Origin of the sequence: Microbacterium hydrothermale, assembly GCF_004854025.1 — a bacterium.
Lineage (GTDB): Bacteria > Actinomycetota > Actinomycetes > Actinomycetales > Microbacteriaceae > Microbacterium > Microbacterium hydrothermale.
The window spans coordinates 25,165-37,227 of the sequence record NZ_STGM01000011.1 but is presented as its reverse complement, the minus strand read 5'-3'; the positions used below and the strand labels follow the sequence as shown (position 1 = coordinate 37,227).

The 12,063-nt window shown below is 69.7% G+C and carries 11 protein-coding genes; 8 read left to right on the top strand and 3 right to left on the bottom strand.

Annotation, left to right across the window (positions count from 1 at the left end; translation table 11 throughout):
* Nucleotides 1–72: 72 nt before the first annotated feature.
* From FB047_RS16085 to FB047_RS16075, 3 genes are read left to right on the top strand one after another with little or no spacing between them, the layout of a single operon-like run.
* On the top strand, nt 73–702 hold the full coding sequence (locus tag FB047_RS16085) for a nucleotidyltransferase family protein (protein WP_136588221.1): 630 nt from the start codon (nt 73–75) through the stop codon (nt 700–702).
* Between the two features lie 8 nt (nt 703–710).
* Complete coding sequence (locus FB047_RS16080; RefSeq protein ID WP_136588220.1) at nt 711–1,109, top strand: hypothetical protein; 399 nt, start codon at nt 711–713, stop codon at nt 1,107–1,109.
* Between the two features lie 56 nt (nt 1,110–1,165).
* Nucleotides 1,166–2,653: an SDR family oxidoreductase gene (locus tag FB047_RS16075; protein ID WP_205823089.1), complete on the top strand. Its 1,488-nt coding sequence runs from the start codon at nt 1,166–1,168 to the stop codon at nt 2,651–2,653.
* A 167-nt stretch (nt 2,654–2,820) separates the two neighbouring features.
* Here FB047_RS16075 and FB047_RS16070 read toward each other — a convergent pair whose 3' ends face one another.
* Nucleotides 2,821–3,228 carry an NUDIX hydrolase gene (locus FB047_RS16070; protein ID WP_136588219.1) on the bottom strand — a complete coding sequence of 136 codons (408 nt, stop codon included), beginning with the start codon at nt 3,226–3,228 and terminating at the stop codon, nt 2,821–2,823.
* A gap of 128 nt (nt 3,229–3,356) precedes the next feature.
* Nucleotides 3,357–3,878 carry a MarR family winged helix-turn-helix transcriptional regulator gene (locus FB047_RS16065; RefSeq protein ID WP_136588218.1) on the bottom strand — a complete coding sequence of 174 codons (522 nt, stop codon included), beginning with the start codon at nt 3,876–3,878 and terminating at the stop codon, nt 3,357–3,359.
* Between the two features lie 82 nt (nt 3,879–3,960).
* Between FB047_RS16065 and FB047_RS16060 the strand changes: the two genes are divergently transcribed.
* Both FB047_RS16060 and FB047_RS16055 read left to right on the top strand, forming a co-directional pair.
* A complete protein-coding gene (locus tag FB047_RS16060) occupies nt 3,961–6,108 on the top strand; it encodes an MMPL family transporter (protein ID WP_136588217.1) in 2,148 nt (715 codons plus the stop codon).
* 243 nt (nt 6,109–6,351) lie between these two features.
* A complete protein-coding gene (locus FB047_RS16055; protein ID WP_136588216.1) occupies nt 6,352–6,699 on the top strand; it encodes a hypothetical protein in 348 nt (115 codons plus the stop codon).
* A gap of 28 nt (nt 6,700–6,727) precedes the next feature.
* Here FB047_RS16055 and FB047_RS16050 read toward each other — a convergent pair whose 3' ends face one another.
* The gene (locus FB047_RS16050) at nt 6,728–7,396 is read right to left on the bottom strand and encodes a type 1 periplasmic-binding domain-containing protein (RefSeq protein WP_240752875.1); all 669 of its coding nucleotides are present in this window, start codon (nt 7,394–7,396) and stop codon (nt 6,728–6,730) included.
* 123 nt (nt 7,397–7,519) lie between these two features.
* Here FB047_RS16050 and FB047_RS16045 point away from each other — a divergent pair, with 123 nt between their 5' ends.
* From FB047_RS16045 to FB047_RS16035, 3 genes are all read left to right on the top strand, one after another.
* Nucleotides 7,520–8,737, top strand: a complete 1,218-nt coding sequence (locus FB047_RS16045) for a HupE/UreJ family protein (protein WP_136588215.1) — start codon at nt 7,520–7,522, stop codon at nt 8,735–8,737.
* A 132-nt stretch (nt 8,738–8,869) separates the two neighbouring features.
* Nucleotides 8,870–10,861 (top strand): purple acid phosphatase family protein, encoded by a 1,992-nt coding sequence (locus FB047_RS16040; protein ID WP_136588214.1) that lies wholly within the window; start codon nt 8,870–8,872, stop codon nt 10,859–10,861.
* 62 nt (nt 10,862–10,923) lie between these two features.
* Complete coding sequence (locus FB047_RS16035) at nt 10,924–12,000, top strand: WxL protein peptidoglycan domain-containing protein (protein WP_136588213.1); 1,077 nt, start codon at nt 10,924–10,926, stop codon at nt 11,998–12,000.
* Nucleotides 12,001–12,063 lie beyond the last annotated feature (63 nt).

Here is a 12,063-nt window from a genome sequence, read left to right as displayed (position 1 = left end):
CCAAATGCGGATGAATGCACCCAAATGGGGATGGATGTACCCATATGGGGACAAATGTGTCAGATTTGACGCATGAACCTGACGGAACCTCTGGAAGGGCTTCTCCCGCCGATGGAGGCCGCAGCGCTGCGGGTCCTGAGCCGCACGGACGCTGGGCTGTCCGGTCGGCAGGTGCAGGCCGTCGCCGGTGTCGGGTCGACATCGGGAGCTCACCGAGCTCTCACCCGCCTGGCTCGTACCGGATTGGTCTCGGTGGAGTCGCGGCCTCCCGCCCTCGTCTACCGACCGAATCGCCGGCACGTCCTCTGGAGCGCCATCGAGGAAGCCCTTCGGGCTCGTGATCGTGCGATCGAACAGATCCGGCTCTTCCTCGTCGATCAGGTGCCCGAGGAGATCCCCGCCGATCTGCGCCCGACCGCGACCCTCTACGGGTCCGTTGCCCGTCGGGATTCGACCACCGAGTCCGACGTCGATGTCCTCATCGTGTTCCCCGAGCACGTCGACCCCGACGCTCGAGCGGACATCGTCCTCGGTCTCGCTGAACGCATTGAGGAGCTCACGGGCAACGCCGCGCAGATCAACGCCATGGGTCGCGGCGAATATCGGCGTCGGGATGCCGATGGCGATCCTTTTCTCGTCAACGTCCGGCGCGATGGCATCCCTCTCTTCGGCCCGTCCCCGGACGAATGGGGTACCGAATGAGTCCGCGGATGAGTGTGCGCCGTCAGGCGATGGATGCCGGCGCGGTGTCGATCCGCATGAAGGACGCCCAGACACGACTGGATTCCGCCGAACTGCAGATGAGCGGTCAGAGTCCCCACGAGTGGAAGCATGCGGCGGAGATAGCGGTCAGCGCCGGAATTGCCGCGAGCGACGCCGTCTGCGGACATGTTCTGGGGTACAAGGCCTCCGCTGAGTCACACCGAGACGCCGTCACCGCGTTGAGGCACGCATCGGATTCCTCGGTGTCGCCTCACCTCGAGGTGCTGATCGCGGCGAAGTCGACGCAGTCCTACGGAGACCGTTTGCCGACCAAGGCCGACGCGGAGCGTTTGGTTCTGCACGCGCGGCGGCTCGTCGACGCGGCCGTGACGATCCTGCGCTCCTGAGCCCACGACACGCCCGGGCCCACCGGTCGTTCAGCAAGGCCTCGGTACACTGCCCCGTGCCCGAAACACTGCTGAATCCCGACCGCGATGCCGCGCGGTCGACCACCATCGACCCGCACGAGCTCGAGATCGCGCTGCGCGTCATCGACGCCGCCTCCTCGCTCGACCATGACGACCCCGCGTACATCGCGCTGCGCCGCCAGACCGGGAAGCTCTACAAGGACGTCAAGCGCCAGTCGCGCAAAGAGAAGCGTCAGCGCATCGCCGACGCCGACCGCGCGGTCGTGGCCGCGACCGCCACGGGCGCCCCGGATCGCATCGACGACGAGACCCGCGGCATCCCCCTGCAGGCGCGAACCGCCATGCCGTTCGCCGGGGAGCTCATCAAGGCGCGCGCCTGCTACATCTGCAAAGAGGACTACACGCTCGTCGACGCGTTCTACCACCAGCTCTGCCCCGACTGCGCGTCGATGAGCCACGAGAAGCGCGACGCCCGCACCGACCTCACCGGCAAGCGCGCCCTGCTCACCGGCGGCCGCGCCAAGATCGGCATGTACATCGCGCTGCGGCTGCTGCGCGACGGTGCGCACACGACGATCACCACGCGCTTCCCGCGCGACGCGGTGCGCCGGTTCTCGTCGCTGCCCGACAGTGCCGACTGGCTGCACCGGCTCAAAGTCGTGGGCATCGACCTGCGCGACCCGGCCCAGGTGATCGGGCTGGCCGAGTCGGTGGCATCCGATGGTCCCCTCGACATCCTCATCAACAACGCCGCGCAGACCGTGCGGCGCTCGCCGGGTGCCTACAAACCCCTGGTGGATGCCGAATTGGCGCCGCTCCCCGACGGGCCGCTGCCCGAGCTGGTCACCTTCGGGCATACCAGCGACGCGCACCCTCTCGCCCTCGCGCAGTCGGTGTCGTCGCACCCGATCCTGGCGTCCGCCGCCCGCACGGCCGACGAGCTGACCGCCGAGGCCATGGCGGCGGGTTCGTCCTCGCTCGAGCGGCTGATGACCGGGACGGCGATCGACGCGGGTGGCCTCATCCCCGACGAGGACCGCATCAACAGTTGGACGCAGCACGTCGATCAGGTCGAACCCCTCGAGATGCTCGAGGTGCAGTTGGCGAACATGACCGCGCCGTTCCTGCTGGTCAGTCGCCTGCGCCCGGCGATGGCGGCATCCACGGCGAAGCGCAAGTACATCGTCAACGTCTCGGCGATGGAGGGCGTGTTCGGCCGCGGCTACAAGGGCCCCGGCCACCCGCACACGAACATGGCCAAGGCGGCGCTCAACATGCTCACGCGCACGAGCGCCCGCGAGATGTTCGAGTCGGACGGCATCCTGATGACCGCCGTCGACACCGGCTGGATCACCGACGAGCGCCCCCACTTCACCAAGGTGCGCCTGGCCGAGGAGGGCTTCCACGCCCCGCTCGACCTCGTCGACGGAGCCGCCCGCGTGTACGACCCGATCGTGCGCGGCGAGGCCGGCGAAGACCTGTTCGGCATCTTTCTGAAGGACTACCGCAAGAGCAGTTGGTGATCCGCGCGCGGCGCTCGCTGCGCGCGGCGCAGCGCGGCGCGGACGCGGCGGGGTTCTGCGGCGAGATCACACGATCGGCTCGAGGTCGCACGATCGGTCGCGGTCGGTGGCTGTGATCTCGCGCCGATCGTGTGATCTCGCGCGAGAAGGGGCGCCGTCGCGCCGCGTCAGGCGGGGAGGAAGTACTCGCGGGCGAGCGGGGCGATCTCGAGCCCGGATGCCGCAGCGGCGGTGATCCAGCGCAGCTCGGCGATCTCGGCATCCGGTGTCGGCTGCTGGTCGCCGATGTCGACGCGGAACACGTCGGCGACCACCTCGAAGCCCGGTTCGTTGGCCGCGGATGCACGGAACTCGCCGAGCGGCTCGAGGGCGTCCGGTTCGACGTGTACGCCGATCTCCTCGGCGAGTTCGCGCGCGAGGGTCTGCGCCGGGTTCTCGCCCGGCTCGGGCTTGCCGCCGGGCTGCATGAAAGCGGTCGTGCCCGCTTTGCGCACGACGAGCAGGCGTCCGTCGGCGTCGGTGATGACGGCGGCCGAGACGCGGATCCGGCGGGGGGCTGCGGCATCCGGAAGCACTCCCGCACGCTAGCAGCCGCGCGGGGGTGCGTGGACGTCCGTCGCTGCCGGGCGTCGGCGCGGGGTGGGCCGCGCGAGGCGCCGACCGCTAGGGGCGAGCGCCGACCGCGCGGGACGGCCGCCCGGCCTCAGTGGGTCGTGCGGGGGATCGCCATCGATCGGGTGCCGTCGTCGGCGGGGAGGCCGTAGGTGTCGACCACGCGCTCGAGGTAGCGGGTGATGACCGCCTGCTCCTCCTCGCTGAAGTCGTCGAGCACCGCGTCGACGCCCGCGATCATCGGCATGAGGTGACCCATCGCGCGCGCCATCGACGCGTCGGTGGGCACGACGAGCACGCTGCGCCGGTCGGTCGGGTGCGGCGTGCGCGTCACGTGACCGAGGTCGACGAGGCGATCGATCGCGGCGGTGGTCGCGGCGGTCGTGAGGTCGAGGCGGCGCGACAGCTCGCCCGGCGAGAGCGGGCCCGACATCACGAGGTGGCCCATGGCATCCAGGCCCGTGGGGTTGACCGCGAGCTCGCGCTGCAGCGACTTCTCGAACGCCGAGCCGGCCGTGAACAGGTCGCGCACGAGCGCGGTCGGGCGCCGCGTGGGTGCCACGGGAACGCCGCCGACGGTGCGGGGGGTGGAGGAAGAATCCGATGCTTCCATGACTGGCACTCTACGCGCGATTGGGCTACCTTTCTCGTATCTCGATAATCGAGATACTCAAAAATCTAGCGAGGGCCCCTCAATGACCGGCTTCCTCCGTTTCCTCACCTCGGCCCGAACGTCGTGGATCGTGCTCGTCGTGGCGTTCGCCGGCGCCGCCGCGCTCTTCGCGCTCGGCTCCGGCGCCACCGGCGACACGGCGCCCTCCAGCGGGCTCCCCGACTCCGCCGAGTCGGTCAAGGTGCAGAAGGTGCTCGACACCTTCCCCGACGCCGACAGCACCTCCGCCCTGCTCGTGTTCGCCTCCGACGACGGTCAGGCACTCCCGGCCGAGACGGTCGCCGCGATCCAGCAGAAGGCCTTCGGCGAGCTGGTCGACCTGACGCCCGACGGTTTCATCCCGCCGGCGCAGCTCTCCGACGACGGCTCCGTCGCGCTGATGATCGTCCCTCTCCCTCAAGAATCCGACGTCGAGGCCCAGGCCGAGCGCGCCGCCGAGATCCGCACCCTCGCCGCCGACGGTCTCGACGGCGTGCGCACCTACCTCACCGGACCCGAGGGCTTCGAGGTCGACATCGCGGCGGTCTTCGACGGCGCCGACTTCACGCTGCTGCTGACCACGGTCATCGTCGTCGCCGTGCTGCTGCTCATCACCTACCGCAGCCCCTGGCTGTGGCTCGTGCCGCTGATCGTCATCGGCACCGCCGACGCCTCGGCCGGAATCGTCGCGCGCCGGGTCGCGGCGGCGGTGGGTGTGCAGCTGGACGCCTCGATCACCGGCATCCTGTCGGTCCTCGTCTTCGGCGCGGGAACGAACTACGCCCTGCTGCTCATCGCGCGCTACCGCGACGAACTGCGCCTCGCCGAAGACCGCCGCGAGGCCATGCGTCGCGCCGTCCGCGGAGCCGGCCCCGCGATCATCGCGAGCGGATCGACCGTGGCCCTGGCCCTGGCCACCCTGCTGCTCGGCGAGCTGTCGGGCAACCGCGCGCTCGGTCTCGCGTGCGCCGTGGGCATCATCGTGGCGATGGCGTTCGCGCTGCTCGTGCTCCCCGCAGCGCTCGTGCTGTTCGGACGCTGGCTGTTCTGGCCGTACGTCCCGCGCTTCGGATCCCCGGATGCCATCTCGCGCAGCCCCTGGGGAAAGCTCGGTCGCGGCGTCTCCCGGCGCCCGGTCGTGGTCGCCCTCACCGGCGCGGTGGTGCTCGGCGCCCTCGCGAGCGGACTCTTCTTCGTGCAGACCGGTCTGTCGCAGAACGACCGCTTCCGCGAGAAGCCGGAGGCGGTGGCGGGGCAGGAGGTGCTCGCCGAGGCGTTCTCGGCCGGAGCCACCTCCCCCGCGACGGTCGTGACCCCCGTGGCCGACGCCGACGCGGTCGTCGAGGCGGCGGGATCCATCGAGGGCGTCGACTCCGCACGCCTGGCGGAGCAGACCGACGACTGGGCGCGCATCGACGTGACGCTGTCGTCGGCGGCCGAGACGCCCGAGGCCTTCGCGACCATCGAGCGGATGCGCGCCGACCTCGACGGCATCAGCTCGGGTGAGACGCTCGTCGGCGGCCTGGACGCGCAGGCCCTCGACGTCGCCGGAGCCCAGCAGCGCGATCAGGACCTGATCATCCCGCTGATCCTCGTGCTCGTGCTCATCGTGCTGGTGGTCCTGCTGCGCTCGCTGCTGGCCCCGATCCTGCTGCTGCTGGCGGTGGTCGCGAGCTTCTTCTCCGCGGTCGGAGCGGCGTGGTGGCTCTTCCAGACCCCGCTGTTCGGCTTCCCCGCGATCGACACGAACGTGCTGCTGTTCAGCTTCCTGTTCCTGGTGGCGCTGGGCGTGGACTACAGCATCTTCCTCGTCACCCGCGCGCAGGAAGAGAGCCGCACCCTCGGCACCACGAAGGGCATGATCCGCGCGCTCGCCGCGACGGGAGCGGTCATCACCAGCGCCGGCATCCTGCTGGCCGCGGTCTTCGCCGTGCTGGGAGTGCTCCCGCTGATCACCCTCACGCAGATCGGCGTGATCGTCTGCATCGGCGTGCTGATCGACACCCTGCTCGTGCGCACGGTCATCGTGCCGGCGATGGCGTTCATCGCGGGAGACCGCTTCTGGTGGCCCCGCAAGCCGAAGGTGACGGATGCCGAAGCCGCCGCTCTCGAGGACGGAGCGCCCGAGCGCGTCGAGGCCTCCGAGCCGCGTACTCGACGCCGTCGTCGCACCGGCGTCGGAGTCGGCTGAGACCCGCGGGCCGGGAGCTGGCCCCACACCCTCCCGGTCCGTGGCCCGTTCGCCGACGTGCGAGCGGGCGTGCCCGTGGGGGAACTCGTCGGTCCGGACGATTCTCCCGCCGCCGGGGGGACGTCTGAAGACGTGACGGGTGAGAGAGTCGCTGTCTTCGCTCGGAGTTTCCCTCCGGGACGGTCGGCGAGGGGCCGATGTCCATGTCGAGTGGTCACGGTGGCGGGTGGGAAGGACACCATCGTGACCGTAACATTCGCCATCGCGCTCGCCATCGCCGTCTCAGGCGCGCCGACCCCGGTTCCCGAGAGTGACTCGGAGTCGCGCACGCAGACCATCGTCGTGCAGATCCCCGAGGCGGTCCGTGCGACGCCCGTGCCCGAACCAACCGGAGCCTCCGCCTCTCCAGCCCCGGCGAGTCCATCGCCGTCTGGGCTCGCCGACGACCGCGGTTCGCTTCCCGCCACCGGGTGGGACCCCACCGGAATGGCGGCGATCACGGGTCTCGGCGCCGCGGTGCTGGTCGCAGGCCTCGTCGTCTCGCGTTCCCGCCGTCGCGGGAGACGTCATCCCGCGGTCCCGCGCCTGTGATCCGTCGCCGGCAGACGTGCCCGCGACCTCAGTCGATCCAGAGCACGACGCCGCGGAGGTCGGTGAGCACCGCTGCGACCCCGGCTCGCACCGCGGCTGCGGCCCGGTCCGGCGTGAACGATGCCGGGTCGTACGCCGCGGCCGTGCCCAGGCCCTCGCCCCGGTAGGCGGCGCCGGTCCAGTCGACCGCCGTGACGTTGCCCGTGGGCTCGGCGAGCTCCGCCCCCACGATGAGGAACTGCCGATCCAGGTGATTCGCGGTCACCGTCGCGAGGGGATCGACGAGTGCGTCCCCCGCGCTGATGATGAGGTCGGGGTTGAGTTCCATCGCCCGCACGGCCCCGTCGATCATGTCGTCGTCGGCGTGCACGGTGCGCAGGTCGACTCTCGTCTCGTTCGCCCAGTTCTCGACCGCCGACACCAGGGTTTCGGTGGGAGCGTCTTCGCCGACGGTGAGCAGGACGACGCGATACCCGGCGGGAGCGCTCACGCTGCTCCACGACCCCGGACTCGGCGACAGCGTGGACTCCGGGGCGGGGGCCTCCCTCGGGGCGAAGCCCGGAGCGGCCGTGCCGATCGCGGCCGGAGCGGGGCGGGTCGCCGGCCAACCGGCATCCGTCGCGCACCCGGCCAGCGCGCACACCAGCGTTCCGATCGTCAGCACGGTCGCCGCCGCGACGAGGACTCTGCGTCTCACCCGCTCACCCTGGACCAGCCGGGTGGCGCGCAGGAGAACGACGGTCGCACGTTTCGTTTCCGTTCGCCCCACCGCGGGCAACCGTTCACGACGACCGCGCAGCATCACCGCGGAAAGGTGTTCATGTCGATTCTCGCCCGCCGCATCCTCACTCGGCTGCTCTTCATCACCGCCCTCGTCGCGGCGATCCTCCCGCTCGCCGGCCCGGTCTGGGCCCACGGCTTCCAATCGGTGGTCTACGCCGACCTTTCCGCGGAGGGCCCGGGTGTCGTGCGCGCGCAGTTGCTGCTCGAATACGACCTGCTCGTGGTGTCGGTCGCCGACGCCGAGCGCGACGACCCGCTCTATCGCGAGGGCACGGCCGCCTTCGAAACGGGCGACGCCGCTCAGCAGGCGGCCGCTCTCGCGGCACATCACGACACGGTGGCCGACTACGTCACGGCGCGCTTCACGATCAGCGCGGCGGGCGGGAAGTGCGCCGCGCGCATGGATGACGACATCTCGATGACGTGGCAGGACGGGGCCCCCTACGCTGTCGTCACGGTCGAGAACAACTGCCCGCCGTCCGGGAATGGACACGACATCGCCTCGACCCTGTTCCCGGACGCCGAAGGCTTCGTCTCCGACACGAAGACGATCCTCACCTACGCGCTCGATCTGCACGAGGGCAGCACGGTTCTCGACGCGGAGCACCCCTCGTTCACCACCGCGCAGAGCACGCTCGAGCGCTTTTGGGAATTCTTCCGCCTGGGAGCGGAGCACCTGCTGACGGGGATCGACCACATCCTGTTCCTCCTCGCACTCATCGTCGGCTCCCGGCGTCTGCGCGAGATCGTAATCGCGGCCACGACCTTCACGATCGCCCACTCGGTGACCTTCATCCTCGCCGCCACCGGAGTGATCTCCGCTCCCCCCGAGGTGGTCGAGCCCACCATCGCGCTCTCGATCGCCGTGGTCGCGGCGTGGTACCTCTGGCGCCTGATCCGTGGTGATCGCGGCGATCAGGACCTGACCGCCACGCACGGCTTCCTGCGTCTCGACCGCGCCGGCTGGTCACGCGTGGTCGTCGTGTTCGTCTTCGGTCTCGTGCATGGACTCGGCTTCGCCTCGGCGCTCGGCATCGACGAGCCCTGGTCGTGGACGCTGTTGTGGTCGCTGCTGGTTTTCAACGTCGGCATCGAGGCCGTCCAGATCGGCATCATCGTCGTCGTCTTCCCGCTGCTGGTGCTGCTGCGACGCCGCGCACCGCGCGTCGGGATGTGGGTGAGTGCGGCGGTCGCCGTCGTCGTCACGGCGGCCGGTCTCGTCTGGTTCGTGCAGCGCCTTCTCGGGATCGAGTGACGTTGTGTTGGCGACCCGGATACGCCTGCTGAATCGAGCATTCACGTGCGCGTCACCAGGTGGGCGGAGCGTGGGATTCGCTCCCGACCGGTGAGCGCGCACCAGAGCCCCCCTCGAAAGATAAGGAAACCCATGTTCCTCACCGCATCGACGTCGCACGGGACGCGCACGCGTCGCCGTGTCTCGTGGATCGCAACCGCCGCGATCGGCGCTTCGCTCGTGCTCACGGGTACCGCGACCGTCCCGGCGGCGATGGCCGACACCGCGGCCACCCTCTCCGGCATCATCCTCGGGGTCGGAGCCGACGAGTCGCAGCGCATCGTCACCTGGTATTCCTCCGCCGACACGACCCAGACGGTGCAGCTCGCGCCGACGTCGGCCCTCGTGAACGGCCAGTTCCCCGCCTCGGCGACGACCTTCTCGGCCTCGGGAAGCGCCAACATCGCCTCGAGCGGCGGCTTCAACCGTCACGCGACGATCACGGGTCTCGCCGAGAACACGGCGTACTCGTATCGCGTCGGCTCCGACGGCAACTGGTCGACCACGTACGCCTTCACAACGCAGTCATTCGAGGGTGATTACGACTTCCTCTTCTTCGGCGACCCCCAGATCGGCTCCTCCGGCGACCTCGCCAAGGATCAGGCCGGCTGGCAGGACACGATGAACGTCGCGGTCGGCGCGAACCCCCACGCCGAACTCCTCGTCTCCGGTGGCGACCAGGTCGAAACGGCGAACACCGAGGCGCACTGGAACTCCTTCCTCGCTCCTGACCAGCTGCGTCAGTACCCCTGGGTCGCGACGATCGGAAACCACGACGTCGGCGGCAAGGCGTACGAGCAGCACCTCTACACACCCAACACCGACCGGTCCGGCGCTTATTACCGCAAGGGCTCGGGCAGCATCGGCACCGAGTCGGGCGGTGACTACTGGTTCATCTACAAGGACGTGCTGTACATCGACCTGAACAGCAACAGCTACGCCACCTCGCAGGGCGGCGGCGGTGACGACGCGCACATCTCGTACGTCACCGACGTCGTGAACAAACACGGCGGGGATGCCAAGTACACGGTGCTCGTGTACCACCACGCGATCTACTCGCCGGCGGATCACGCGAAGGACTCCGACAACAAGGTCCGTCGCACCGACTTCCCCACCGCGTTCTCGAAGCTCGGCGTCGACTTGGTTCTCCAGGGCCACGACCACAGCTACTCGCGCTCCTACGAGATCAAGAACGGCGCGAAGGCCAACGCCGACGAGAAGCCCGGTCAGGACGAGGTCTTCGAGGGCCCCGGCGGTGTCGTCTACGTCACCGCGAACTCGGCATCCGGATCGAAGTACTACGACATCACCACGCCCGACAGCAGCGGCACGAGCGGTGCCGGCAACGGCGCCGACCCGCTGAACCCGGCGAACTACTGGTACAACTCCGTGCAGAACCAGGAGCACGTGCGCTCGTACGTGAAGGTGCAGGTCAAGAAGGACCAGCTGGTCGTGCAGAACATCCGCTCCGGAACCTGCGCCGCCCCCAACGCCGCGGTCGAGCTGAACAAGGTGTTGTGGTGTGGTCCCGAGAACGGGACGAAGCCGGCGGAGGCCGTGGGCTCGATCCAGGACGAGGTCACCATCCACCCCAACCACGGCGACGGTCAGGACATCCAGGTCGACGTCCCCACGAGCGCGCCCGGTGAGTTCGGGTGGACCATCGACGGCCACAACGGCCTGGTCGACATGGGGACCGCCGAAGAGAAGAACCTGCAGTACTTCGAGGCCACCGGACAGATCAACCCGATCACGGTGACGGACACCCGCGCGAGCAAGTCGCCGTGGTCTGTCTCGGCGTCGGTCGGGGACTTCATCGACAACGGGAAGACGTTCAAGGGTTCGTTCCTGGGATGGGCGCCCAAGGTCGTCACCCCAGGTGCGGGTGCCGTCGCGGGTGCCGCGGTCGGGTCGGGATACGACGGCGGCGACGGCCTGTCGGTCTCGCGCGTTCTCGGTTCGGCGACCTCGGGACATGACCGCAGCGCCGGCGTCGTCGGAGCCGATCTCGATCTCAAGGTTCCCAACACCATCGACAAGGGAAGCTACCGCGCGACCCTGACCCTCACCGCGCTGGCCGGCTGACCAGCGAACAGCGCCGGCGGGGAGCTCCGTTCCCCGCCGGCGTCTCACCCGAAGGACCCCTCATGACTCGCTTCCCCCTGCTCGGTCGGTCGTGGTTCCCCCGCGCCGCCGCCACGGCGCTCGCCGCCACGCTGATCGCCGCTCCCGCTCTGGGCGCCTCACCCGCGTCGGCCGCCACCGACGACGTGACCTGGACCGTGCGGACCGCGTCGAACGCCCTCGGTGCCGACCGTACGAACTACAGCTACACGCTCAATCCGGGCGCCCATCTCGACGACGGGATCGTCGTTGCGAACCGCGGGAGCGAGACCGTCGAACTCGACGTGTACGCGGCCGACGGCTACACGACCACCACGGGTGCGCTCGATCTCCGCATCGCCGGGGAGCAGTCGGTGGGCGTGGGAGCGTGGGTGACGGTCCCGCAGCAGCATGTCTCCGTGCCGGCTGGGCAGACCGTCGACGTGCCCTTCTCGGTCGACGTCCCGGCGAACGCCTCCCCCGGCGACTACGCCGGCGGTGTCGTGACGTCGCTCACCGTCGCCGATGCGTCGGCCAATGTCAACGTCGACCGCCGCCTCGGTATCCGCACCGGCATCCGGGTCGGCGGTGACCTCGCCCCGGCGCTCGCCGTCGATGACCTGCGCGTCGTGTGGGACGGTGGCATCGTCCCCTTCGTGACCGGGGACGCTACCGTGCACTACCGCCTCGACAACACCGGGAACGTCGCCCTCGGCGCGGACGAGACCGACGCTGTGAGCGGGCCGTTCGGTATCGCCCGCACCGAAGCAGGCCCCGAATCGCCGGCTCCGACGCTGTTGCCCGGGGAGTCGTGGGAGCGCGACGTGACGGTTCCGGCTGTCGCCGCCATGGGTCTGCTCATCGCCTCGGCCACCGTGACACCGATCGTGACGGATGCGGCCGGTTCCACCACGACGCTCGATCCGATCACCGTATCCGCCATGGGATGGGCGGTGCCGTGGCCCCTTCTTCTCGTGTTCGCCCTCATCGTCGCGGGCGCGGTCTTCGGTCCGCGCCTGCTGCGCGAGCGCCGTCGTCGCGCTCAGCAGGCGGAGGACGAGCGCGTCGCCGCGGCGGTCGCGCGCACACTGGCCGAGAAGGAGCGTCAGCTCGTCGAGTAGAAGATCTCCTGGAGACCGCGGCATCCTCGAGGGGCGGACCGAACAACCGGAGGGCGACGTCTT